Below are 25,949 nucleotides of genomic sequence, written 5' to 3'. Positions count from 1 at the left end.
CTTTCTTTTTGTAGTACCCTTTGCCGCGTTTGCCTTTGCCGTAGGCTTTATGGCGGTTTTAGTAGATTCTTTTTTTGTGTTTTCTGTATCCGGTTTTTTCTCACCAGTCCCTTTAGGCCCTTTTACTTTGCCAGATTTTGTAGGGCCTTCAGCCGTCTTTTTAACACCTTTGCCTTTTGGAGTTGATGTTAGTTTTTTGTCCTTGTCTATATCTTTATTCTCTTTATTTGCCATCTCTATACCTCCCTATAATTGTTTTTATGCCCCGTAATGGAATTAATACCCAGTCAGGACGATTATTAAGTTCGTAATTCAGTTCGTATACTGCTTTTTCAAGCAGAAATGTATCCATGAGAATTTTGAAATCTTCTTCATCCTCCGGAATAAAATTGTTTTCTCCAACATTTTCAGCATAACCCTGAAGGAATAGTCGTGTTACATGATAATACCAGGATTCTGCCCAGTCTTCAAGATCACCTTCCCGGCGTTGCTGGTCAAATTCGGGTTCCATAATACTGCTGTAAGCTGCATAATGGAAGGATCTAACCATCCCTGCGACATCTCTTAATGCAGACCTTTTTAAACGTCTTTCACTAAATGCCCTTGCAGGTTCCCCTTCAAAATCGATGATGATAAAATCTTTTCCTGTCCATAAAACCTGACCCAGGTGATAATCCCCGTGGGTTCTTATTTTCATGGTAGGGATCTTATGATCAAATACCCTTTTGAAGCAATTAAGGACTTCGCCTTTCATATCCAGAACTTCCTTAGCTTCATTTTTAACTTCCTCCGGAAGATGTTTAAGGTTCTTCTGAAGGTTGGTAAAGCTGTTCCTTGTAAGCGATTGCAACGAAGAGAAAAGTGATCTCTGGTAATGCAGGGAGAAAGCTTCATGCTCAAAATCTGGTTCTTCAGGATGCTCTGCAAGCGCTCTGTGCATCTCTGCAGTACGTTGCCCCAGCAGGGAAATCCGCTCCGGAAAAATTGCTCCCATCAGATTCTTCATATCTACCGCTATATCTGTATAATTTAGAGGTGTAAGTAAAAGATCCGTTTGTTTGGGCGTTAGTTTTACTTCCTTCGACCTGGTCATTACATTTTCAAAATAACGGTTTATGGAATCTTTGGTGTAATCCCATGCATCTCCCTGATTAGGAATTAAATCCTGCATCATTCCCAGAACAATAATGTTTTTAGCACCTGTTCTGTATTCTATAGCACCAACAAATTGCGGAGAGTTTTCAAAATCTGTTTTTTCAGAAAGATATCGGGTAATCTCCAAATCGGGATTAATTGTATTATCCAGTTTTCTGTATAATTTCAGAAAATACTTGTTGTCGTAAATTAGTGAAGTATTACTCTGTTCCGCATTAAGGATTTTGGAATGTAAAACTTCAGAATTTATGGTAATCTCCTGATCTCCGTGATAGAAGTTAAGGCTGCCTTTACCGCTGGACAACTTCTTATTCTTCTGAATGTTTTTAAAGATTGCATTTCTGAATTCTTCATTGTAAACGGCATCAAAAAGAATTCCTTCTTCTTTACCTACCGTAAGCCTGGTAATCACTCCTTTTTCCGGAATATCCCTTACATCATCTTCATTGTGATACGGAACAAAAGCGAGTGGTAACTGATAAACTTCCGGCAGGCCGTCGTTATAATTTATTTCAATAGTCACCAAAGTTGCCGGTAAGTCTTTCACCGGAATTTCAATCTGGTTGATAATTGCAATATTTTGGATCACTCTTGATTTTCCGCCGAACCATCTGCAGGAATTCAGGTAAGAAGGTAAAACTTTATTTTCCAGTTTACTCTGTGTCTTACGCTGAAGTAATTCCGGCCATTCCTTAACCTTAAGGGCAGGAATATCTGCTTTTTCAGAACGTTCTTTGTCTTTTTCCAATACAAACCAATAGTAACCGTGCGATCCCATGGTAAATAAATAAGGATCTTCAGAAATTTTCGGAAATTTATTGTGGCTGAACACTTCTATTGGGGTGTAGCCTTCGTAGCCTTCCAATTCCAGTTCAGCAGCTTGAGGAAAGCGTGAAAGGTTACCAAGCACCAATATATCTTCTTCCTCATAAGTACGGGTGTAGGCTATAATTTTTGCATTAGAAGGAGAAAGGAATTTAATATCGCCGCGCCCAAAGGCTTTAAAGCGTTTTCTCATTCCAATAATCCGTTTCATCCACCACAGTAGGGAAGAGGAATTTAATTGCTGTGCTTCTACATTAATCGCTTCGTATTTATATTCCGGATCAATAACTACCGGCAGATATAATTTGTGTGGATTCGCAGTTGAAAAACCTGCATTTCTATCTGCAGTCCATTGCATTGGCGTTCTTACACCATCACGATCACCCAGATAGAAATTATCTCCCATTCCAATTTCGTCCCCATAATAAATTACAGGCGTCCCCGGTAAAGAGAAGAGAAGCACATTCATTAATTCTATTTTGCTCCTGTTGTTTTCGAGTAGAGGAGCAAGTCTGTGCCTTATTCCTACATTTATTTTTGCCTGTGGATCTTTGGTATATACTTTATACATATAATCCCTTTCCTCATCGGTTACCATTTCCAGCGTAAGCTCATCATGGTTTCTAAGGAAAATTGCCCACTGGCAGGATTCCGGAATATCGGGTGTCTGATCAATAATGTCAATTATCGGGTACCGGTCTTCCATTTTTACCGCCATAAACATACGCGGCATAATGGGGAAGTGGTAGTTCATATGGCATTCGTCCCCATCCCCAAAATAGGCAGCGGAATCTTCCGGCCACATATTTGCTTCAGCTAAAAGAAGTTTGTTGTCGTAGTTTTTATCGATATGCGCCCTTAGTTTTTTCAGAAAAACATGGGTTTCATCAAGGTTTTCACAATTGGTGTTTTCCCTTTCAAATAGATATGGAACGGCATCAAGTCTAAATCCATCGACACCCATTTTGCACCAGTAATCCATAACTTTTAATACTTCGTCCTGAACTTCAGGATTGTCAAAGTTTAAATCGGGCTGGTGAGAAAAGAACCTGTGCCAGAAGTAGGATTTTGCAACGGGATCCCAGGACCAGTTCGAAGGCTCGGTATCTGTAAAAATTATCCTGGCATCTTTGTATTTGTTTGGATCATCACTCCACACATAATAATCCCGGTATTTTGATCCTTCAGGAGCTTTTCGCGCTCTCTGGAACCACGGGTGTTGGTCTGAAGTGTGGTTTATTACAAGCTCGGTAATAATTTTTAGTCCGCGCTTATGTGCTTCTTTTATAAGTTTTTTGAAGACTTTTACATCTCCAAAAGATGGGTTAATGTTGTAGTAATCTGCAATATCATAACCATCATCTTTTAGCGGGGAAGGGTAGAATGGTAACAGCCAGATTGCTGTTACACCAAGGTCTTCCAGGTAGTCCAGTTTCTGAAGAAGTCCCTCAAAATCACCAATTCCGTCGCCATTGCTGTCAAAAAAGGCTTTTATATGTAATTCATAAATTACGGCATCTTTATACCAATGCACGTTATCGTCAATATTTGTCTGGTTGATCATAAATTTTTAAATTTTTTATCTCTCTGTTACCGCTTCTACTCTTAATATATGTGCAGGCAGTGCCTGTGGATGAAGTTCTACATAGTTCCATTCGTTTTGCCAGATATACCTGGAGCCGGTAAGTAAATCATTAACGGCAAAAGGTTCATGGCTCTGGATATCCAGTTCCTTTAAAGGCACTTTTACCCAACCTGATTGTGTGTGATCTGGATTAATGTTCACTACAATTATTAATTTGTTTCCGGTTTGCCTGTCAACTTTTGTATAGCAGATTAGCTGGTTATTATCGGTTTCTGCAAATTCAATATTATAGGTGGTTTGTAGCGCCGAATTTTCATTTCTGATACTGTTTAGCTGGCTAATTAATTCTTTAATCCGTGTAGGCCTGTACCAGTCCCAGTTCTTTACTTCGTATTTCTCTGAACGGGTGTATTCTTCTTTTCCGGGATAGGCTTCATTTTCTCCAAACTCGAATAACGGACCATAAATTCCGTAGTTTGAAGATAAAGTGGAAGCAAGAATAATCCTTATCAAAAAGGAAGCTTCACCTTTATCCTCCAGGGATACCGGTAAAATATCAGGCGTATTTGGCCAGAAATTTGGTCTGAAATATTCCCTTAATTCTGTTTTTGTAAGTTCGGTGAGGTATTCTTCAAATTCCTCTTTTGTATTTCTCCAGGTAAAATAAGTATAGGATTGGGTGAAACCGACTTTTCCAAGTTCTTCCATTACACGCGGGCGGGTAAAGGCTTCTGCAAGGAAAATAATATCCGGGTGTTTTTTTTCAATTTCTTTAATTAACCATTCCCAAAAAATAAAAGATTTGGTATGCGGATTATCTACACGGAAGATTTTTACTCCCTTATCAATCCAGTATTCCACCACACTTTTTAATTCTTTCCAGAGGTTCTCCCAGTCTTCAGTCTCAAAATTTACAGGTAAAACATCCTGATATTTCTTCGGAGGGTTTTCTGCATATTGTACTGTCCCATCTGGTCGCCATTTGAACCACTGCGGATGTTCTTTCACATAGGGATGATCCGGGCTGCACTGTATAGCAAAGTCAATGGCCACTTCAATCCCGTGGCTTTCCGCTTTTTTTACGAAGGAAGTAAAATCTTCCAATGTCCCAAGTTCAGGATGAATGGCTTTATGCCCTCCTTCTTCAGAACCTATTGCCCACGGGGACCCGGGTTCTCCTGGTTTTGCTTCCGTAGCATTATTTATTCCTTTTCTATGGCTTTTTCCGATAGGATGAATAGGAGGGAGGTATACAACATCAAATCCCATATTTGCGATTTCCGGAAGGATTCTTTCCGAACTTTTAAACGTTCCATGTTCGCCGTGATTTTCAGCAGTAGACCGTGGGAAAAATTCGTACCAGGCACTAAACAGCGCTCTCTTTCTTTCTATTTTGGCTCTCAGGATCGTATGGTATTGTGTAGCCTTCTCACGATCCCTTGCCTGGTACATGACCTGCTTTACAGCATCTTCAAAAACTTTGGAAATAGCTTCAGACTCCTTGTCTTCATCTTTAATAAGCTTTATCCAGTTCTGCAATTGCTTTTTCTGAGCTGCGTTAGCTCTGTCTAAAGCGTCTTCCATCAGTTCGGCGCCAATCAGCAGTTCAGTCCTGATATTCTGTTTATCCTCAATTTTCTTTTTAAGTCCGTACTTCCAGGTAGAAAAGTGGTCTATCCAACCTTCAATAGTATATTCGTACATCCCCAGTTTAGAACCTTCAAAAGCAGCAGACCAATGGTCGTTACCTTCAAAAATCATTGGCAACTCCTCCCATTTTTTATCTTTACCACTGCCTTTCCTGACTTCCCTGTAGAGAAGTACGGCATCTACTTTATCATGTCCATCCCCAAAAATATCGGCTTCAACTTCAATTCTTTCATTAATAATCCTTTTTACAGGATATTTGCCGCATTCAATTTGTGGTGTTACATTTTGAATACTTACTCTTTTTTGCCCTTCCAATTTCATCAATATTTATATTTTTTGCACTTCATTTCCCCCGATGAAGTATGAATTTTTCAATTAAAACTCTTTTAAAGGTAATTAAGCATGTTAAAACAGCTAGTTAAATAATTATTAAACATCAATAATTATAATTTATCATCATTAGCTTTGGTTAAGTTTTAAAGTATAAAAACGATATGCAGAGAAAAGTAGGAGCACATTATGTGGAGGATGAAAAATGTCAATTTAGGGTATGGGCACCTTCTGCCGAAAAGGTTGAAGTGGTTATAAAGGATAGAAAAAAGCCGGTTCAGCTAGAAAGTGAAGAAAAAGGCTACTGGAGTAAAGAAGTAAACGATTTGCCTGCAGGAAGTCATTATAAATTCAGGCTAAATGGAGAAAAAGAACTTCCCGATCCTGCATCAAGATATCAGCCTAAAGGAGTGCATAACTGGTCGCAGGTAATAAATCATAAGGATTATCAATGGAAAGACAGTGAATGGAAAGGTTTGCCCATGTCGCAGATGATTATCTACGAACTTCATGTGGGTACTTTTACAAAGGAAGGTACTTTTGCTGCAATAGAAGAAAAGCTGGATTATTTGCTGGAGCTTGGGATTACAGCTATAGAAATAATGCCAATTTCTGCATTTCCCGGAAACCGTAACTGGGGCTACGACGGCGTTTATCCTTATGCGACCCAGGAAAGCTACGGAAAAATAAACGCGCTCAAAAAACTTATAGATTCCTGTCACCAGAAAGGAATTGCCGTTATTCTGGATGCGGTTTATAATCATATGGGACCGGAAGGAAATTATTTAGCCGAATTTGGTCCGTATTTTACAGATAAATATACGACACCGTGGGGAAAGGCAATTAATTTTGACGACCGCCAATCAGATCACGTGCGGAATTTCTTCTTGCAGAGTGCCTTAATGTGGCTGAAAGAATTCGGTTTTGATGGTTTACGTTTGGACGCCATTCACGAAATTATAGATCGGGGTGCAAAGCATTTCCTGAAAGAATTAAGTGAAGAGGTAGATGCACTTGAAAAGGAAACCAGACGAAAATATGTTTTAATTGCTGAAAGTGATCTTAACGATACAAAAATAATAAACGACTATAAAAAAGGAGGCTACGGACTGGAAGCACAATGGGTGGACGATTTTCACCATTCTTTACACACGTTAATTACTGGTGAAAATGAAGGCTACTATAAAGACTATGGAAAAATGGCAAATTTGGGCAAATCGCTGGAACAGGCATTTGTGTACGATGGTGTTTATTCTAATTTCAGGAAAAGGACGATAGGGAACAGTCCCAAAGAGCTTCCTTCTTCAAAATTTGTGGTCTGTATTCAAAATCATGATCAGGTGGGGAACAGGATGCTTGGTGATCGCCTGTCACAGCTCGTTTCTTTTGAAAAATTGAAGCTTGCAGCAGGGGTAATGCTCACTTCTTCCTTTGTTCCCATGCTTTTTATGGGTGAAGAGTTTGCTGAAGATCAGGTTTTTCAGTATTTCGTGAGTCATGGTGATCCCGATTTGGTAAAAGCTGTTCAGGAAGGAAGAAAACGGGAATTCGAGTACTTTAATCAGCATGGCGGAGAATTTCCAGACCCACAATCTGAAGAAACCTTTAACAATTCAAAGCTTAATTGGGCTTTTAAAGGAGAGGCCTCAAAAATGGCAATTTTCGACTATTATAAGGAGCTGATAAGGTTGCGGAAAGAAGGTGCTTTTCAGGCTTTTTATGATGAGGAAAAGAGTAGTGAAGTTGATGAAGAAAAACGAACTATAAAACTCTCTGCTGGTGGCCTCACGGCGCTTTATAATTTTAGTAGTGAAAACCAAAAATTGGACCTGCCTGGAGGTGAACAACAAGTAGTTTTTGCTTCCGCAGATAAGAAATGGAAGGGACCGGAAGATTTACCTAAGACCGTTTCAGGTGCTGTTAATATTCCGTCGGAATCATTAATTATTTGCAAAAGTTAGTAAAGCACGCTACACCTCAAAAATTATAATTATCTTTTTGAACTTCTCTGAAGCAAATTTTCAATGTCTGAAAATGAGTGGATGTAGAATATAACTGTACACTTATTTAGAAAAATAATATGAAAGAAAAATATATTTGTATTCACGGACATTTTTATCAGCCGCCAAGAGAGAATCCATGGCTAAACAAAGTTGAAATTCAGGATTCCGCTTATCCTTACCACGACTGGAATCACAGAATTAATGCTGAATGTTACATAAGGAATGCTTCTTCCAGGATTCTTAATTCCGAAGGGAAAATTGTGGACATAATGAATAATTATGCCTGGATGAGTTTTAATATAGGGCCCACTTTGCTGGCCTGGATGGAAAATGAAGCTCCCGAAACTTACGAAGGAATTTTACGGGCAGATAAGGAAAGCCAGGAGCGCTTTTCGGGGCACGGTGCAGCACTGGCACAGGCTTATAATCACCTGATAATGCCTTTGGCAAATAAAAAGGATAAAGAAACGCAGGTAATCTGGGGAATTCAGGATTTTAAATCCAGATTCGGCAGGCATCCCGAGGGAATGTGGCTAGGGGAAACCGCAGCGAATACAGAGACGCTGGAAGTCCTGGCAGATCACGATATAAAATTCACCATTCTGTCACCTTACCAGGCTAAGAGAATGAGAAAAATTGGCGGTAAAGAATGGCAGGATGCTACAGATGCAAAAGTAGATCCTCGTAGGGCTTATGTTTGCAATCTGCCTTCCGGAAGAAAAATAAATCTCTTCTTTTATGATGGTCCTGCTTCACAAGGTGTGGCTTTTGAAGGACTTTTAAATGATGGAGAGCGTTTCGCCAGCCGATTGCAGGGACAGTTTACAGAGACAGATGATGTACAACTGGTAAACATTGCAACAGATGGAGAGAGTTATGGTCACCACCACAAACTTGGTGAAATGGCACTTTCTTATTGCCTTGAGTATATAGAAGAAAATGAAGATGCCAACCTTACCATTTATGGTGAGTTTCTTGAAAAATTTCCTCCCCAGCACGAAGTGGAAATTATAGAGGATACTTCCTGGAGCTGTTATCATGGAGTGGAAAGATGGCGAAGTGACTGCGGTTGTAATACCGGGGGAAACGGAGACTGGAACCAGAAATGGCGTGGTCCTTTGCGTGATAGTTTCGACTGGGTTCGTGAAGAGCTTATTACTTTGTATGAAAAGGAAATGGCAGCTTACACTCAAGAGCCGTGGACAGTAAGAAATAAATATATACAAGTTGTTTTAGACAGAAGCAATGGAAATGTAGGTGCATTCTTGCAGGAACAATTTGGTGCGGAATTAAAAGAGGAAGAAAAGATAAAATTGCTGAAGCTACTGGAAATGCAATATCACACCATGTTGATGTACACCAGTTGCGGATGGTTTTTTGATGAAGTCACCGGAATAGAGTCTATGCAGGATATCTTCTATGCCAGCCGTGCAATTCAGCTTGCTGAAGAAATCAGCGGAAAAAATTACGAAGAGAACTTTGAAGGTTATCTTGCTAAAATTCCGAGTAACATGCCGGAATTTGATTCAGCCCTTGGAGCTTACACTAAGTATGTGAAGCCGATGGCCCTTGATATGATTCGTATTGGAGCGCATTACGCGGTTTCTTCCTTATTCGAGGAATTTCCGGAAGAAGTTAGCCTCTATAACTTTAGTGCTACAACAAAAGCCAACTATTTCTATGAGGCCGGTAAACAGAAATTGGTGATTGGCCGTACCGAGTTCCGTTCTGATATTACCTGGGAAAAAGTAGATATTTCCTATGCCGTACTACACATGGGAGATCACCATTTATTTGGCGGTGTTCGTGAGTATATAGGAGCAGAGGCTCTGGAAGATTTACATAAAAATGTTGCGGACTTTTTCCAAAAAGGGAATGTGTATGAAATTTTCAACATGATGGACACCTACTTTGGAAATCACAATTATTCGTTCTGGCACCTTTTCCGGGACGAGCAGCAGAGCATCATGGAGCTTGTGATGGAAAATACGCTTAGAAGTGCTGAAGGTGCAATGCAGCAGGTATACGAAAACAGTTATCCGTTGCTGCAAACCTTTAAGGAAATCCATATGAAGGTTCCAAACAGGCTTAAACTTCCGGCAGAACTGGCGGTAAACACAAAGCTTGTAACCGAACTTAAAAATGATAATTTTAATCTCAAAAACTTTAAAAGCCTGCTCCATTCAGCTAAACAAATTGGTGTTAACCTGGACGTAGTAACGTTGAGTTTCCTCGGCGATATTCAGCTGAATTCTTTAATGAAAAAATTAAAGAAAAATCCGGATGATCTGAAACTTCTTAATTGTATTAACGATTTTGTAGAAACTTTGGATAAGAGTACGTTAGAACCTGAAAAATGGGAAGCGCAGAATGTGATTTTTGCAATGCGTGAAGAAGAAATTGCACGTATAGAAAAAAATGCTGAAGAATCTCACGATGGAGACGGGGATAAATGGCTGGAAGCGCTAAACAGGCTCACCCGTAATCTGAACCTTATAAATTAATGGGAGTACCATCAACTACATACAGGCTGCAAATGTCGCCAGATTTTACTTTTGTAGATCTGGAGAGAATCACAGATTACCTGGAAAAACTTGGAGTTTCTACTGTTTATTCTGCACCTTTTTTTAAAGCGAGAACGGGCAGCACCCATGGATATGATGTTACAGATCCTTTTACGCTCAATCCTGCCATTGGAAATCTTAAACAGTTTAAAAAGCTAAGTGAGGATCTAAAGCAGCGGAAAATGGACTGGCTTCAGGATATCGTTCCAAACCACATGGCTTACGATAGCAGTAATCAGTGGTTGCGGGATATTGTTGAAATTGGTCCGGAATCCCGATATTATAATTTTTTCGACATAGACTGGAATTACAAAGGATGGGGAAAAGTAATGACTCCTTTTTTAGGTTATTCCTTTGAAGAGGTAATAAAGAATGGAGAACTAAAACTGAAATATGATGAAACGGGTTTTTCTGTTAATTACTACGAGCACAGTTATCCTGCTTCAGTTAGATCGTACAAATATATTTTAGCTGAAATAAATTCTGAAAAAGCAGATAGGCTGAAGAATTTTTCTGGGAATGCTGAAGAATGGGCAGACGTAAAAATCTCCTTCTTTAGGGAAGTTCAGGAAGATGCCGTTTTAGAGAAAAATATTGCTGAAGCTGTTGAAAACATCAACAATTCTGAAGAGAAAATGCACCAGGTTATGGAGTTGCAATACTTTAAACCTGTGCACTGGAAAACTACAGAAAGTGAAATAAACTACCGTCGTTTTTTCACCATTAACGACCTGATTTGCCTTAGTATGGAAGATGATGAGGTTTTCAATACCTATCATCATTTTATAAAGGAATTGTGCGATAATGGAATGATCACTGGTTTGAGAATCGACCACATTGACGGACTTTTTGATCCTGAAGGTTACACAGAAAAGCTTCGGAAACTTGTTGGAAAAGATTTCTATATAGTAGTCGAAAAAATCCTCGAAGCTCATGAAGAACTTCCGGCTCACTGGCCGGTACAGGGAACGAGCGGCTATGAATTTCTGGCACAGATAAACCACCTTTTTACAAATTCTGAAAGTAAAACAGTTTTTACAGAAAAGTATAAAGAACTGGTGCCAGATCTTCCGGAATATGAGGAAATGGTTTACCAGAAAAAGCTCTTTATCCTGCAAGAAAGAATGGGAGGGGAGCTTCACAACTTACTGGAGTATCTCAGGACCAAAAATCTTCTGCCGGAAGGAAAACAGCAGGACGATAATTGGCAAAAATCGCTCTGCGCTCTTTTGGCTGCTTTTCCTGTTTACAGAATTTATCCTGAAGGTTTTCCGCTGAAGAATTCTGAGGTAGAAACTATAAATACTGCCTATAAATGGGCTTTAGAGCACGCAAAAGAGGCTAAAAATGAGCTGGATTATCTAAAATCACTGTTTTTAGGCGAAATTGAAGAGAAAAAAGAGGAATCTTTCTATTTCCTTCAGCGGTGTCAGCAATTTAGCGGTCCGCTTGCTGCAAAAGGAGTGGAAGATACCAGCTTTTATATCTATAACAGGCTTATTTTGCACAATGAAGTAGGGGATTCCCCTGAAAACTTCGGAATTTCAATAAAGGATTTCCACAACAAAATGCTTCAGAAGCAAAAGACATTCCCTCACACCCTTAATGCAACTGCCACGCATGATACGAAAAGGGGGGAAGACGCGCGGATGCGACTGAGTGTTTTAAGTGAGTTTCCGGAGGAATGGTTTCAGAAAGTGGAGGAATGGAGAAGAATAAACGGAAATATCAGGAAAAGCGACAAGGCACCAGATAAAAACGAGGAGTATTTTATTTACCAGGCTTTAATCGGGTCGCTTCCTTTTGATGATTTTGATAAAGAGGAATTTTTGCAGCGTACCGAAGATTATTTGCAAAAAGTAATGCGCGAGGCAAAAGTAAATTCTAACTGGTCACAGCCGGATGAGGAACATGAAAACGCTGTTTTTGAATTTATTGAAGCCATTTTCAATAATAAAGAATTCCGGAAGTCATTTGATCCTTTCTGGGAGAAAATTGCGCAACTGGGAGCGGTAAAATCATACTCGCAGGTGCTTATTAAAAATACTGTTCCGGGAATTCCCGATACTTACCAGGGAACAGAACTCTGGGATTTAAGTTATGTAGATCCAGATAACCGAAGACCGGTGGATTATAATCTAAGAAAAGAAATCTTATCTGAATTTACTTCTCTTAAAGAAGAAAACCGCAATGACTTTCTTAAAAGTCTGAAGGACGACTTCAGTAGTGGAAAATTGAAATTCTATTGTCTGCACAAAGTACTTTCAGCAAGAAAGGAATATAGAGAAGTCTTTGAAAAAGGAGAATATCAGCCTCTGGAGATTTCCGGTCCTTTAGAAAATAAAATTATCGCTTTTGCACGGAATTTTGAAGACACTACAATTATTACCATCGCCCCGGTTCAGGTGAAAAATCTTTTGAAAGAGGAACTAATGGACTTTGACGAAACGGCGCTACGTGATTCTTTTCTCAAACTTCCAAAAAATGAAAACTGGAAAAATCTATTTTCAGAAAAAGTGATGGAAAACCAGGAGAAGATCGAGTTAAAAGAACTTTTTCAGGATCTTCCGGTGGCACTTTTAATCAATAAAAAGTAACTATGGAATTAACCAGAAGTAGCGGAATTCTGCTGCATATAACTTCTTTACCTTCAAAATACTGTATTGGGGATTTAGGAACTTCTGCTTATAAATTTGTCGATTTTCTAAAAGTCTCGGGGCATAAATACTGGCAATTACTGCCATTAAATCCTACCCATGCCACATTTCATCATTCTCCGTACAGCAGTTATTCGGCTTTTGCGGGTAATCCCTTGTTGATTAGTCCGGAGTTGCTGGAGAAAGAAAAACTGGTTGATTTAAATAAGTTTTCACTTCCGAAGGAAATTTCAGATGAAAAGGTGGAATTTGAGCCGGTTGAAGCGTATAAAACTAAATTGTTGGATTCGGCATACACTAATTTTAAAAAGCGAAAAGAAGAATTTCCGGACTTTAAGAGCTTCTTTAAAAAACATTCTGCGTGGCTGGATGATTTTGCACTTTATAATTCACTTTCCAATAAATACCAAACAGGCTGGCTGGAATGGCCGGAAGAGTTGCGGGACAGGAAACCTGCAGCATTAAAAAAGGCAGAAAAAGATCTTTCAGAAGAAATCGAAAAGGAAAAATTTATTCAGTACCTATTCTTTAAGCAATGGGAAGATCTCACTGAATATGCACATAAAAATGATGTGCAGCTAATTGGAGATATTCCGTTTTATGTGAACCATGAAAGTGCAGATTGCTGGGCGAACACCGAATATTTTAAACTGGATGCAGACAAAAAGCCAACCCATATTTCGGGTGTCCCACCCGATTATTTCAGTGAAACAGGTCAGCTTTGGGGAACTCCGGTTTTTGAATGGAAAACACTTAAAAAAGATAATTACAGCTGGTGGGTAAACCGGATAACACAGAATTTGGTGTTGTTCGACCTGGTAAGGATTGATCATTTTCGGGCCTTTGCGGCCTACTGGCAAGTGCCTGCAGAAGAAGAAACGGCAATAAACGGAAAATGGATAAAATCCCCGGGAATGGAATTCTTTAAAATTATTGAGAAGGAAATTCCGGAAATGCCTTTTATTGCCGAGGATCTTGGACAGCTGGATCAACCGGTTTACGACTTACTGGAGAAATTTGATTTCCCCGGAATGAACGTTTTACAATTTGCTTTTGGTGAAGAAAAAGCAGAAAATCCATACCTGCCTTTTAATCATAAATCCAACAGCATCGCTTATACCGGTACGCACGATAACAACACTACCAGGGGCTGGTTTAAGGCTTCCGACAAGGTTACCAGACGACATTTACAGAATTATTCAGATAAGCGGGTAACCGAGAAGAATGTACATGAAATTTTGCACAGGATCGTCCTGAGATCTGTGGCGAAAATTGCCATTTTTCCACTTCAGGATATAATCGGGCTTGGGGAAGAGGCACTTATGAATACACCCGGAAGTATTGAAGGAAACTGGACCTGGCGTGTTAAAGAGAATGAGATCCCAGTGGAAGCGGCAAAGGATTTAAGGGAACAAAATATTCTCTTTGGGAGGTTTAAAGAGCCAAAACAGGTGAAGAAGTCTGTGTAGAAAAAGAAATAAGGAACAGCAGCAGAAAAGGTTCTGGTTTTAAATGACAATTCTCTAACTTTACCTGAACCAAAAATTTATTTTATGCTGTTTCCACTTCCATTAAAGTTAAAACAGGGGCTAACGGGCCTCTTGTTTTTTGCTTCTACATTTGCGTTTCATGCACAAACCGCTTCTTCACAGCATTCAGAACCGCTTTCTGAAGATGCTCCCGAAACTGTGGGAATGTCTTCAGAAAGGCTGGACAGGATTAGTAATATGCTGCAGACTGCAGTAGATGAGAATCAAATTCCCGGAGCAGTTGCGCTAATAGTAAAGGATGGGAAAATTGTTTTCCACGAAGCTTTTGGAGAAGCAAATGCTGAAGGGGAAAAGCTGGAAAAAGATGATGTCTTCAGGATTGCTTCCCAAACCAAAGCCATAACTGCAACGGCGGTTATGATGCTGTGGGAAGAAGGAAAGTTTCAACTCGACGATCCTATTTCAAAATATATCCCTGAATTTGAGGACCCGCAGGTGCTGGAAAGTTTTAACGAAGCAGATTCTTCATATACTGCGAAACCTGCAGATAAGGAAATTACCATCAGGCACTTGCTAACACACACTTCCGGACTGGGTTATGGAATGATAGATGCAGATGCAAGGATTAGAAAAATTTATCAGAAAGCCGGAGTGACAGAGTTATTTACTACCGATAATGTGGAAATTGAGGAGGTGATTAAAAAGCTTGGAAAACTTCCGCTGCATCACAATCCAGGTGAAAAATTTACTTATAGTATGAGCCTGGATGTGCTGGGCTATTTTATAGAAGTTGTTTCGGGACAATCTTTTAGTGATTATCTTGTAGAACATATTTTTGATCCGTTGGAAATGGATGACACGCGATTTTATCAACCGGAAAGAAATGAAGAGAGGTTGGTTTCTGTTCAATACAAAGAAGACGGGGAATGGAAGAACCTTCAGCCAGGTTTCTATGATCCTAATTATCCTGTTAAAGGTGCCCGTACTTTTTATTCCGGTGGAGCCGGACTTTCCAGTACAGCAGAAGATTATGCAACTTTTCTTCAGATGTATCTGAACAAAGGAGAACTTAATGGCACCCGACTTTTAAGCCGTACAACTGTAGAGAGTATTTTAGAAAATCATTCGGGTGATCTCTTTGGCGGAAAAGATAAATTCCACGGAATTGCTTTTTCTGTAGTAACTCCTGAAGGAGAGGCAATGGGAGGTATTGGCAGCACCGGAACTTTTGATTGGGGAGGGTACTTCAATACACAGTATTTTGCAGATCCTGAAGAAAATATCATTGGAATTTTAATGAAACAAACTTCTGGTGGTACAGGAGATCAAACCGACTGGAAATTTCGACAGATGGTTATGGCTGGTGTTGATAATTAACGAGCAAAAAAAATCGCCTGTTGCACTAGGCAACAGGCGATTTAAAATTACTGTAATTTAATTATTTTCCATATTCTTCTGGATCTTCTCAATGGCATTCTGAATAGATTTTTCTGGCTCAATTATATTATTATTTCCCCAAAATTCAGCATCATAGAAGCCAGCATCATCATCGCTCATCACCACGTAAGGATCAATATAATTTGTATTTTTTTGATCTCCGTTATCGGTATACTTTTCCCAGTCGGTTACTACCATTTCACTATTCACGGTGTAGCGGGAATTAAAGATTTTTCTCTTCCAGTTCACTACATATTCCATAACTGCGTTTCCATAGGAGTAATGCCATTTTCCGTCGTCATTTTTTACATAATCTACCTGATAAGAGAGATCAACAGGATAGACTTTGGAACCCGATGGTTTCTTTTTCACAAACATTTGTGTAGCGGTGCGACGATCGTCTACATTCAGTTTATATTCTGCGCGCACAAGGGTTAAAGAATTGGCGTCAATAAATAATTGCCCAAAGTACCAAGGTTTTGATTTATCTTTTTCTTCAAAATTCACTACATAAATATAATGTTCATCAATTTTGGTGGGTTCGTCGAAGCTAAATTCATAATTGTCAGTCATTCCCGGCTGCAAAACATATTCTGTATACTTGATTAGATCCAAATAAAGCGCATTAAATGGTCCACCCCTTAGCTTTAGTGCCAGGGTATCAAGTTTATCGTAATCTGTACTCTTTCTGGATTTGTAGATTGAAACGAGATCTTTTTTATTGGAAGTATGCGGATTCTTATGAATTTTCACAACCGCTTCAGATAAAGAAACATTAGTACGTCTTCTTTTGATGGTTTCCCTGTAGAAAGAGGTCATTAAGGTTTCATCTGAAAAGTAATTATCATCCTTTTTCTGAAGCATCTTATTCACTAATCTCCTGGGATCATTGGCATTAAATATGTTCACTTCTGAAAGTTCTTCTACGGAATTTATCAATTCTATCCTGTTATTATCCTGAAAGTAGGATAACGGTACACTCTTACTATTATAACCTAGCATAGAGACTGTAACGGTTACAGGTAAAAGGTTATCTGGAACGCGTAAAGAAAATTCACCATCAGTATTACTTATGGTGGAGATATTACTCCTGTTTACAGCAATTGAAGCAGAAGCTATAGGATCATTAGACTCGCTGTTTACAACGATGCCTTTGTAGACACTGAATTGTTCAGAATTTGTTTGAGGTTCCTGAAAAGCAGCGCCAAGAGCGGGAGAAAGTGCGAAAATGAGCAAAAGAAGCGTGCTATACATTTTGCGCAAACCGAAGTTTGAAATTATTGTTTCCATGGCATTAAATTTTTGCTTCCTAAGTTAATAAATATCACTCCCTTCTTAACAAATTTTTAGTTAAATAAATTTGGAATTTCCAAAAAGGAGCAGAAGCCAAAAGGAATCAGCCGGTTTTAATGGGAGGTGCTGAAAATGGCAGTTTTCGGCATAGTGTTTTGAGAAGAGTTGTGGCAATTAAAGTTTGCATCTACTTTATCTGTCATTTGTTGCGGAGATAAATACGGAATTCCAAGTCCAAGACCTCTAACCACAAACAGAAGTCCCATAATGACCACAAAAACCGGAATTGCACGCCTTATATGCTGCCTGGCCTTCCCCGAAAGGAAATTTCCAAGCCAAATGGCTGTTGTCATTAACGGAATAGTCCCAATTCCGAAGAGAATCATATAAAGACTGCCTTCCAGGACACTTCCGCTGGCAATAGAGCCGAAAATTGCCATATAAACGAGTCCGCAGGGAAGAAATCCGTTTAAAAAACCGACTGTAAGGAAAGTGTCCGGCGTTTTCTTCTTCAATTCTTTGCCCAGGCTGCTTTTTACCTTTCCGATTATCCTGAAAACAGGTTTGGAGAAATTGTATTTGCTGAATTTTTGGGAGGGCATCAAAATGGCAATTATCATCAGGACACCTATTAAAATTGACAATTGTTGTTGCATCCCAAAGAGGGAAAGACTTTTTCCAACCAATCCAAAAGCCAAACCAATCATAGCGTAAGCGAGAATTCTTCCGAAGTGATAGATGAAAATCTGAAAAAGTTTTTTCGACTTACTGTTCCTGTCCACGGGTAATAAAAAGGCAATTGGGCCGCACATCCCAACACAATGGAAGCTGCCTAAAAGACCAAATATTAGCGCGGAGAGTAACATTCTTAATACAGTATTTCGGTTTTGTAGAGGTATTCTTTCCCGAGGTGTTCCCAGGTTACGTGTATATTCCAGCGACCGCCTATCATTTTCTCGTCCGGAATAAGCAAATCGGTACCTGCAAGTACAAACGGAATATTAAAATCCAGTTTTTCATTGGAAGGTCTGTACATATAAACGTTTCCTTTAACCCCAGAGATCACGAGGCTTTCAGGAAACTTCAGCAGATACCCATCTTTTGTTCTTTCGCTTTGAATATTTTCCGGAAGCGCATTGGCATTTTCTTCAGCATCTATATCCTGTTGAAAGTGCAATTCAGCTTTATAGTATTCTTCTGTTACAAGATCGTGCTCAAACTCTTTATTGGTAAGCATAGTTACCACAAAGTACATGATAAAGCTTATAAATGCTACCATTCCTATGGCCAGTCCTGTTCCCCAATTTATTTTCATGATTTTTATTTTTTAGTGGAGAGTGAGTAGTGAAGAGAGTGACATCTCGACTTCGCTCGATGTGACATTTTTTCTGAACTTCCTCTTTCTTCTTTCCTCTTTTTAATTTTTCCCTCTTTAACTCTTTCCCTTTTTAACTCGTTAACTTCCTTCTAATTATAGCTTCGTGGGCCCATAAAGGTTGCAGAAGTAGTTTCTACAAACCTGTCGCCGCTGTAAACATCTATTTTTAATTTGTCTTTTTCATCCTCCAGGGCAGCGCCATTAATTTCTATAAAAAGCGTTCCTTCTGCCAATCCCTGTCCCGGTACAATTAATTCATTTTGCTTTACCACTTTAATGGTTCCGTTATGGGAGCGGAGTTCAAACCGGATATCTGCAATATCTTCATTGGTTTTATTTACCAGTTTAAAAGTATAGACATTGCTGATTATATTATCATCTTTATGCTCATATAACTGCCCGGGCAACCTCAGGATTCTTGCTTCCACATCACTTCTCAAAAACAACATTCCGCTAAAAAGAGCAATAAGAATAGTGAGAATAGCGGTATATCCTTTTAAACGCGGAGAAAAAGTAAATTTCACCTTTTTCTCAATATTCTCTTCACTTGCATAGCGAATTAAACCTTTTGGAAGATCAACAGCCTCCATCATGCTGTCGCAGGCATCGATACACGCCGTACAGTTTATACATTCCAGCTGTGTTCCGTTTCTAATATCAATACCGGTTGGGCATACCTGCACGCATTGGAAACAGTCTATACAATCTCCTTTTCCAGTCGCTGCACGATTCTCTTTTTTACTGAATTTTGCCCGTCCTTTTTTCTTTTCACCACGTTTGTGATCGTAGGCCACTACAATGGATTTATCATTAAGCAGCACACTTTGAAGTCGGCCGTAAGGACATGCTATAACGCAAACCTGTTCCCTGAACCAGGCAAAAATAAAGTAGAATACGGCAGTAAATATTAAAAGCGAAATAAGGGTGCTGGCATGAGCTTCGGGACCGTCGGCTATATTCTGCAACAATCTTTTACTACCAATCAGGTACGCCAAAAAGATGTTGGCTATAATAAATGAAATCAATAGAAAAATACTCCATTTAATTCCCTTTTTCCTGATTTTCTCCGCATCCCACGGCTGTTTGTCCAGTCTTATTTGTTTTCCCCGATCTCCTTCTATCCAGTATTCAATTCTTCGGAAAACCATTTCCATAAAAATCGTTTGAGGACAAATCCATCCGCAGAAGATCCTTCCGAAGACTACGGTAAAGAGCAGGATGAAAATCACCCCTATGATCATTGCAATTACAAAAAGATGAAAATCCTGAGGCCAGAACGGAAATCCGAAGATATTGAACCTTCTCTCCACCACATTAAACATGAGGAGTTGATTTCCATTCACGTGGATAAAAGGAGCAGCAAAGAAAAACGCCAGAAGAACATAACTTACATATTTGCGGTATTCATAAAGCTTTCCGGAAGGTTTCTTGGGGTACACCCAGGATCTTTTTCCTTCGGAATCTAATGTTGCAATTTTGTCTCTGAACTTCTCGTCTTTCTGCTCCTTAGTCATCTTAATATTCCCTTCCTGTGTTATCTAACTCCATTTCCAATTCATTCGGGTCAACTACATCTACATCGGCCTCATCAATTTTAGCATCGGGATCCATCCATAATTCCCCTTCAGGTTCTTTAGGATCTACAGGTTCTGTCCCGTGCAGGCTTAAAACATAACTGGCCACCTGTGCCATTTCATTAGGTTTAAGATCGGTTTTCCAGGAAACCATACCCTTGCCGGCACGTCCACCTTCAGCAATTGTATGGAAGACATTTTTAATTCCGCCACCCAAAATCCAGTAATCATCGACGAGGTTAGGACCAATACCCCCGGCGCCATCCATTTTATGACAGGCCGCACAATTTGCGCTAAAAATAGTTTTACCCGCGTCTATATCCTCCTGCCCGGTAAGAAGTTCTACAGTGTTCTCATCAATAAGATCTGGTGCTGTACGTTTATATTCTTCTACTGCTTCCCGGGCAGCAGCGATTTCCATCTCATATTCTTCCTGCTGGCTTGTACCGCCAAAAATGTGATAATTTGCCATATAAACCACAGCGAAAATTATGCTGATATAGAAGCCATACAGCCACCACGGCGGCAGGTTATTGTCCAACTCCCTAATCCCGTCATAATCATGATCAAGAACAATCTCAGCCTCTTTTTCAAGAGGTTTTTTATCCAGTAGTTTGTTATACGTTTTTTTAAGCCAGGCGAAACGATTCTCTTCACGCTGCTGTGCGGCAAGATCGTAGCGTACTTTTGCATCTGGTTTTAAAGTTTTGTACAAAACATTTTCCAGTGCACCTACAGAAAGTTCTATGGCAATGGCAAATACCAGGATAACGGCCAGAATAAGCCAGATTACCGGGTATTCTACAATTGCATATTTATCTCCTGTATCAAGGGTGGTTTCCAGCAGAAAATACGCCAGAAGCACCAGTCCTGTTACTCTTAAAATCGGAGCTATTTTCATTTTAATTCTCGTTTTCATTAAGGTCCAATGGTAAATTGCTCACCTCGTTTATATAATCTTTTTTAGCTGTAAAGACCCACCAGAACAATCCGGCGAAAAAGAAGAAGAAGATTAGCAGGGAAATCATAGGATAAATGGCTACGCCTTCTATACTTTCCATGGGTCCTTTTATAAATTTTAACATGATTAACGGTTTTTAGTTGCTAGAAATTTCTTTTGCGTTTTTAACTTTTATATCTGTTCCAAGACGTTGCAGATAGGCTATAAGGGCTACAATTTCCCGGTTTCTCATTTCTGTAAATTCCAGGTTATTTTCAGCTGCATATTTTTTATCGGCTTCATAGGTTTTTACAAAATCCGGATCGCTGTAAAGGTTCTCTTCGATTTGCGTTCCCTGTTCTGTCATCCATTGCTGTGCTTTTTCAATTTCTTCTTCAGTATAGGGTACACCAAGCTGAACCATCGCACGCATTTTTGCCTCAGTATCGCTTTTGTCAAGTTCCTGTTTAACCAGCCATTGGTACGCCGGCATAATAGAACCTGAAGAAGTACTTTGCGGATCATACATGTGGTTTAAATGCCAGTTATCTGAATATTTTCCACCAATTCTTAGCAAATCGGGTCCGGTACGTTTACTGCCCCAAAGGAATGGATGATCATAAACAAATTCCCCCGCTTTAGAATATTCTCCGTAACGTTCCACTTCGCTTCTAAATGGACGAACCATTTGGGAGTGGCAGGAAACGCATCCTTCGCGTATATAAAGATCCCGGCCTTCAAGTTCCAGCGGAGTGTATGGTTTTACACTGGTGATCTTCGGTACATATTCATCTACCATAAGCGACGGGATAATTTGTACGATACCTCCTATAAGAATAGCTATAGTGGCAAAAATGGTAAGTTGCACAGGTCTTCTTTCTAACCAGCTGTGGTAAGCCTCACCTGTTGTTCTTTTACTTGTCACAGGTGCTAATGCTGCAGCTTCAGCTAATTCATCACTAACTTCACTACCTTTCTTCGCTGTTTTTACAATGTTGTAAAGCATTATAAATGCTCCAAGGATAAAGAGGCTTCCACCAATAGCACGCATCCAGTACATTGGTATGATTTCGGTTACTGTTTCAAGGAAGTTTCCATAAACAAGGGTTCCGTCAGGATTAAATTGTTTCCACATAGAAGCCTGAACAAAACCTGCAACGTACATTGGTAAAGCATACATGATTATACCAACAGTTCCAATCCAGAAATGGGCGTTTGCCAGTTTTATGGAATATAATTTTGTCTTGAACAACTGTGGTACAAGCCAGTAAATCATTCCGAAGGTCAAAAATCCGTTCCATGCCAAAGCACCAACGTGAACGTGAGCAATAATCCAGTCACTAAAGTGAGCTACGGCGTTAATGTTCTTTAGGGAAAGCATAGGACCTTCAAAAGTGGCCATACCATAGCCGGTGATCGCTACTACCATAAATTTAAGAACAGGATCTACCCGCACTTTATCCCATGCGCCACGTAGGGTAAGTAATCCGTTAATCATACCTCCCCAGGAAGGGAAAAGCAACATCACAGAAAAAGCAACCCCCAGATTTTGTGCCCAGTCTGGTAATGATGAATATAACAAGTGGTGTGGTCCCGCCCAAATGTAGATAAAGATGAGCGACCAGAAATGTATTATGGAAAGTCGGTAGGAGTAAACCGGCCTGTTTGCTGCCTTGGGTACAAAATAATACATAAGCCCCAGGAACGGCGTGGTAAGGAAGAACGCCACGGCGTTGTGGCCGTACCACCACTGTACCAGTGCATCCTGAACTCCGGCATACACAGAGTAACTTTTTAATGCACTTACAGGAAGCTGAATGTTATTGAAAATGTGAAGTACTGCAACCGTTACAAAGGTGGCGAGGTAAAACCAGATTGCAACGTAAAGGTGGCGCTGCCTTCTTCTAAGGATCGTCCCTATAAGGTTAACGCCAAAAGCAACCCAAATTACCGCTATGGCAATATCAAAAGGCCATTCCAGCTCTGCATATTCTTTAGAGGAGGTAAAGCCCAACGGGAGGGTTATGGCCGCACCAACAATAATTGCCTGCCAGCCCCAGAAGTTAATATTACTTAGCACATCGCTAAACATCCTGGCTTTAAGAAGACGCTGAGTGGAATAATAGACCCCGGCAAAAATCGCATTCCCAACAAAGGCAAAAATTACCGCGTTGGTATGAAGCGGACGAAGACGGCCAAAACTAAGCCAGGAAATTCCGTCTGTAAGATTAGGGAACAAAAACATGAATGCAAGAAGGAGACCCACACTCATTCCCACAATGCCCCAAAACATTGTAGCTACGATAAACTTCTTTACGATCTTGTTATCGTAATAAAACTGCTGTACTTCCATATTTATTTAATTACTCGTGTTTGGTAGATTTATTATTCTCGGTTTTAGGTTTTACTAACTCGTCATCAAAGAGCATCCGTACAGAAGGTGTATACATATCATCATACTGTCCTTTTCTTACCGAAAAAATGAAGGCCACAAAAAAGATCAGCGCCACTACAACACTTATAGCCAGTAACATGTATATAATTTCCATAATTAAGTTTTTGATGCTGTAAAACTATCCTTAGCAGCTACTTTAAAAAATGATTATTATCAGGTTTTAAGATTTTATTCAGATTTTAATTTCTTCCCAAGTCTGTAAGTGACAATACTTGTAAATACCACAATACTTATTGAGCTTAAGGGCATTAGAATAGCTGCCACAATAGGTGATAGGTGCCCGGTAACCGCAAATGCAAGCCCTATAATATTATAGCAGAGTGACAGCAAAAAACTCCATTTTATCACCTGGATTCCTTTAGTGGAAAGCTGAAGAAAACGACTAAAACTTTTAAATCTTTCTGCATCCAGAATTCCGTCGCAGGCAGGGGAGAAGACGTTGATGTTTTCTGAAACAACAAAACCAACATTACTTTGAGCAAGTGCTCCGGCATCATTTAATCCGTCACCAACCATCATCACGTTTTTTCCCTGTTGCTGAAGTTTTTTTATAAAATCGAGCTTATCCTGTGGCTTCTGATTAAAAAAAAGCTGTGTTTTTTCCGGAAGAAATCTCTGTAGATTCTCTTTTTCCCCATCGTTATCCCCGGAAAGGATTACCAGCTCCTTATCCTGTCCCAGTTCTTCAAATAATTCTGAAATCCCCTCCCGATAAGCATTCTGAAAAACATAGCAACCCTTATAGTTATTATTAGTACTGACGTGAACAGCGGTTTTATTCGGTTTTTCCAGGGTAGCAACATTAGCTGAAGCATTTTCCCGAACAAAAGATTCCGAACCAATTTTCATTCGGCTGCCTTTGTAGCTGCTTTCAATTCCTTTTCCGGTTAATTCTTTAAATTCGTCTGGAGTGGCGATATTGTGCTTTTTAAGCAGCTCATAAAGTGCGCGGCTTAGCGGATGGTTTGAAGCGCGCAGACTGCTTCCCAGCATTTCCTCTTCAGAAGGATTTAATTCTATGCCTTCATAAGTAATAGTGTTTCTCTTATTGGAAGTAATGGTTCCGGTTTTATCGAAAACTATAGTGTCAACTTCTGCAATTTGCTCTATTACCGAAGCTTCTTTTAAATAAAGTTTGTTGCTGCCAAAAATCCGAAGCAGGTTACCAAGAGTAAAAGGAGCCGCGAGCGCAATAGCACAGGGGCAGGCGATAATAAGCACGGCTGTAAAGACATTCAGTGCTTTGGAAGGGTCGTAAATTAGCCAGAAAAGTGTTGCAATAAAAGCAATAGACAGCACCGCTGTGGTGAATCTTCGGCTAATTTTATTGGTAAGTGTCTGGAAAGTGCCGCGTTTATCTTTACTAAAAACTTCATCGCTCCACAACTGTGTGAGGTAGCTTTGTTTTACAGGTTTTAAAGCTTCAATTTCTATGATTCCTCCCTGCTGGCGTCCGCCTGCAAAAAGCTTATCTCCGCTAATTTTTTCCACCGGCTCAGCTTCTCCGGTAACAAAGCTGTAATCTATGAGCGCATTCCCTTTTATCAGGATGGCGTCCATCGGGATAAGCTCTTCATTTCTTATGATGATACGGTCGCCTTTTTCAATTTCGTAAACCTGTACCTGCTCTTCGGTTATTTTGCCTTCTTCAGTATTAATCCGGGTAACGGCAATAGGGAAATAGGATTTGTAATCTCTTTCAAATGATAAATAGGCGTAAGTTTTTTGCTGAAAAAACCTTCCGAGGAGAAGAAAGAAAACCAAACCTGTAAGACTATCGAAGAATCCAGTGCCCAGGTCCAGGATAATTTCCGCAGAACTGCGCAGGAACAAAACAGCAATTCCCAGGGCAATAGGAATGTCAATATTGAGCATTTTGGAGCGCAGACCTTTATATGCCGTGGTAAAATAATCCCAACCGGAATAAAGCACCACCGGAAGCGAAAATGCGAACATCAACCAGCGGAAAACACCTTTATACTGCTCCAGCCAGAATTCTTCGACTTCAAAATATTCCGGAAAAGAAAGGAACATCACATTTCCAAAGGCAAAACCGGCAACGCCGAGTTTGTATATAAGGCTACGGTCGATATTTGCCTTTTTTTCATCGTAATCTTCCAGCGAAATATATGGGTCGTATCCCAGGCGGGAGAGCAAAAGCACAAGATCACGCAAAGAAAAATCTTTGGAAGAGAAGCTTATGCGCACCGTTTTCTTCGGAAAATCTACCTGCGAAGAATTTACAGCTTTGTTAAGTTTATTCAGGTTTTCAAGGATCCAGATACAGGAACTGCAATGGATAGAAGGAATTACAAAGGAAACAATCTGGTGGTTTCCATCGTTAAAATCCAGTAATTTTTCCTGGATGGATTCATTTTGAAGAAAATCATATTTATCTTCAGAAACTTTAGGAGAAATACCGGGATTCTTCTCCAGATCATAATAATAGGAGAGGTCATTATCCTGCAAAATATCAAATACGGTTTTACAGCCGGTACAGCAGAAGTTTTTCTCCCGGTGAAGAATTAATTCATCCCGGCAATCGTCACCGCAGTGAAAACATTTTTCCATTAATCCCTGAAATATTGAAATTTACAGGCAAATTTTGAAAAA

16 protein-coding genes are annotated in these 25,949 nt (G+C 39.7%); 5 read left to right on the top strand and 11 right to left on the bottom strand.

The window, feature by feature from the left end:
• Positions 1–223: 223 nt before the first annotated feature.
• Both treS and RM549_RS12595 read right to left on the bottom strand, forming a co-directional pair.
• The gene (treS, locus tag RM549_RS12600) at positions 224–3,544 is read right to left on the bottom strand and encodes a maltose alpha-D-glucosyltransferase (protein ID WP_311685375.1); all 3,321 of its coding nucleotides are present in this window, start codon (positions 3,542–3,544) and stop codon (positions 224–226) included.
• A 15-nt stretch (positions 3,545–3,559) separates the two neighbouring features.
• A complete protein-coding gene (locus tag RM549_RS12595) occupies positions 3,560–5,536 on the bottom strand; it encodes an alpha-1,4-glucan--maltose-1-phosphate maltosyltransferase (RefSeq protein WP_311685472.1) in 1,977 nt (658 codons plus the stop codon).
• A gap of 173 nt (positions 5,537–5,709) precedes the next feature.
• On the opposite strand from RM549_RS12595, the gene treZ reads away from it, so the two are divergent.
• From treZ to RM549_RS12570, 5 genes are all read left to right on the top strand, one after another.
• On the top strand, positions 5,710–7,506 hold the full coding sequence (gene treZ, locus RM549_RS12590) for a malto-oligosyltrehalose trehalohydrolase (RefSeq protein ID WP_311685373.1): 1,797 nt from the start codon (positions 5,710–5,712) through the stop codon (positions 7,504–7,506).
• Between the two features lie 119 nt (positions 7,507–7,625).
• The gene (locus tag RM549_RS12585; protein ID WP_311685371.1) at positions 7,626–10,052 is read left to right on the top strand and encodes a DUF3536 domain-containing protein; all 2,427 of its coding nucleotides are present in this window, start codon (positions 7,626–7,628) and stop codon (positions 10,050–10,052) included.
• Entirely contained in the window at positions 10,052–12,709 is a 2,658-nt protein-coding gene (gene treY, locus RM549_RS12580) for a malto-oligosyltrehalose synthase (protein WP_311685370.1), read from the top strand. The genes RM549_RS12585 and treY overlap by 1 nt, the downstream gene beginning before the upstream one ends.
• Before the next feature lie 2 nt (positions 12,710–12,711).
• Positions 12,712–14,238 (top strand): 4-alpha-glucanotransferase, encoded by a 1,527-nt coding sequence (gene malQ, locus RM549_RS12575; protein ID WP_311685369.1) that lies wholly within the window; start codon positions 12,712–12,714, stop codon positions 14,236–14,238.
• 84 nt (positions 14,239–14,322) lie between these two features.
• Entirely contained in the window at positions 14,323–15,636 is a 1,314-nt protein-coding gene (locus RM549_RS12570) for a serine hydrolase domain-containing protein (protein WP_311685367.1), read from the top strand.
• A 57-nt stretch (positions 15,637–15,693) separates the two neighbouring features.
• On the opposite strand, the gene RM549_RS12565 is transcribed toward RM549_RS12570, so the two are convergent.
• The 9 genes from RM549_RS12565 to RM549_RS12525 all read right to left on the bottom strand — a co-directional run bounded on the left by RM549_RS12565 (position 15,694) and on the right by RM549_RS12525 (position 25,907).
• Entirely contained in the window at positions 15,694–16,986 is a 1,293-nt protein-coding gene (locus RM549_RS12565; protein ID WP_311685365.1) for a carboxypeptidase-like regulatory domain-containing protein, read from the bottom strand.
• Positions 16,987–17,102: 116 nt separating this feature from the next.
• Entirely contained in the window at positions 17,103–17,855 is a 753-nt protein-coding gene (locus RM549_RS12560; RefSeq protein WP_311685363.1) for a sulfite exporter TauE/SafE family protein, read from the bottom strand.
• Positions 17,856–17,857: 2 nt separating this feature from the next.
• A complete protein-coding gene (locus RM549_RS12555) occupies positions 17,858–18,304 on the bottom strand; it encodes a FixH family protein (protein ID WP_311685361.1) in 447 nt (148 codons plus the stop codon).
• A gap of 152 nt (positions 18,305–18,456) precedes the next feature.
• A complete protein-coding gene (gene ccoG / locus RM549_RS12550; protein ID WP_311685359.1) occupies positions 18,457–19,881 on the bottom strand; it encodes a cytochrome c oxidase accessory protein CcoG in 1,425 nt (474 codons plus the stop codon).
• 1 nt (position 19,882) lies between these two features.
• The gene (locus RM549_RS12545; RefSeq protein ID WP_311685358.1) at positions 19,883–20,842 is read right to left on the bottom strand and encodes a cbb3-type cytochrome c oxidase N-terminal domain-containing protein; all 960 of its coding nucleotides are present in this window, start codon (positions 20,840–20,842) and stop codon (positions 19,883–19,885) included.
• A 1-nt stretch (position 20,843) separates the two neighbouring features.
• A complete protein-coding gene (locus RM549_RS12540; protein ID WP_311685357.1) occupies positions 20,844–21,026 on the bottom strand; it encodes a CcoQ/FixQ family Cbb3-type cytochrome c oxidase assembly chaperone in 183 nt (60 codons plus the stop codon).
• Between the two features lie 12 nt (positions 21,027–21,038).
• Entirely contained in the window at positions 21,039–23,234 is a 2,196-nt protein-coding gene (gene ccoN / locus RM549_RS12535; protein WP_311685355.1) for a cytochrome-c oxidase, cbb3-type subunit I, read from the bottom strand.
• A 10-nt stretch (positions 23,235–23,244) separates the two neighbouring features.
• A complete protein-coding gene (ccoS, locus tag RM549_RS12530; protein ID WP_311685353.1) occupies positions 23,245–23,430 on the bottom strand; it encodes a cbb3-type cytochrome oxidase assembly protein CcoS in 186 nt (61 codons plus the stop codon).
• Between the two features lie 74 nt (positions 23,431–23,504).
• The gene (locus RM549_RS12525) at positions 23,505–25,907 is read right to left on the bottom strand and encodes a heavy metal translocating P-type ATPase (protein ID WP_311685351.1); all 2,403 of its coding nucleotides are present in this window, start codon (positions 25,905–25,907) and stop codon (positions 23,505–23,507) included.
• Positions 25,908–25,949: the final 42 nt, after the last annotated feature.

Source organism: Autumnicola patrickiae (assembly GCF_031846525.1).
Classification (GTDB): domain Bacteria; phylum Bacteroidota; class Bacteroidia; order Flavobacteriales; family Flavobacteriaceae; genus Autumnicola; species Autumnicola patrickiae.
The sequence above is the reverse complement of the archived record's forward strand: the minus strand, read 5'-3'. Positions and strand labels throughout refer to the sequence as shown.

What these genes read in the sequence shown, in the direction of transcription:
- treS (WP_311685375.1), bottom strand. Translation starts at nt 3,544, where the DNA reads ATGATCAACCAGACAAATATTGACGATAACGTGCATTGGTATAAAGAT.
- RM549_RS12595 (WP_311685472.1), bottom strand. Translation starts at nt 5,536, where the DNA reads ATGAAATTGGAAGGGCAAAAAAGAGTAAGTATTCAAAATGTAACACCA.
- treZ (WP_311685373.1), top strand. Translation starts at nt 5,710, where the DNA reads ATGCAGAGAAAAGTAGGAGCACATTATGTGGAGGATGAAAAATGTCAA.
- RM549_RS12585 (WP_311685371.1), top strand. Translation starts at nt 7,626, where the DNA reads ATGAAAGAAAAATATATTTGTATTCACGGACATTTTTATCAGCCGCCA.
- treY (WP_311685370.1), top strand. Translation starts at nt 10,052, where the DNA reads ATGGGAGTACCATCAACTACATACAGGCTGCAAATGTCGCCAGATTTT.
- malQ (WP_311685369.1), top strand. Translation starts at nt 12,712, where the DNA reads ATGGAATTAACCAGAAGTAGCGGAATTCTGCTGCATATAACTTCTTTA.
- RM549_RS12570 (WP_311685367.1), top strand. Translation starts at nt 14,323, where the DNA reads ATGCTGTTTCCACTTCCATTAAAGTTAAAACAGGGGCTAACGGGCCTC.
- RM549_RS12565 (WP_311685365.1), bottom strand. Translation starts at nt 16,986, where the DNA reads ATGGAAACAATAATTTCAAACTTCGGTTTGCGCAAAATGTATAGCACG.
- RM549_RS12560 (WP_311685363.1), bottom strand. Translation starts at nt 17,855, where the DNA reads ATGTTACTCTCCGCGCTAATATTTGGTCTTTTAGGCAGCTTCCATTGT.
- RM549_RS12555 (WP_311685361.1), bottom strand. Translation starts at nt 18,304, where the DNA reads ATGAAAATAAATTGGGGAACAGGACTGGCCATAGGAATGGTAGCATTT.
- ccoG (WP_311685359.1), bottom strand. Translation starts at nt 19,881, where the DNA reads ATGACTAAGGAGCAGAAAGACGAGAAGTTCAGAGACAAAATTGCAACA.
- RM549_RS12545 (WP_311685358.1), bottom strand. Translation starts at nt 20,842, where the DNA reads ATGAAAATAGCTCCGATTTTAAGAGTAACAGGACTGGTGCTTCTGGCG.
- RM549_RS12540 (WP_311685357.1), bottom strand. Translation starts at nt 21,026, where the DNA reads ATGTTAAAATTTATAAAAGGACCCATGGAAAGTATAGAAGGCGTAGCC.
- ccoN (WP_311685355.1), bottom strand. Translation starts at nt 23,234, where the DNA reads ATGGAAGTACAGCAGTTTTATTACGATAACAAGATCGTAAAGAAGTTT.
- ccoS (WP_311685353.1), bottom strand. Translation starts at nt 23,430, where the DNA reads ATGGAAATTATATACATGTTACTGGCTATAAGTGTTGTAGTGGCGCTG.
- RM549_RS12525 (WP_311685351.1), bottom strand. Translation starts at nt 25,907, where the DNA reads ATGGAAAAATGTTTTCACTGCGGTGACGATTGCCGGGATGAATTAATT.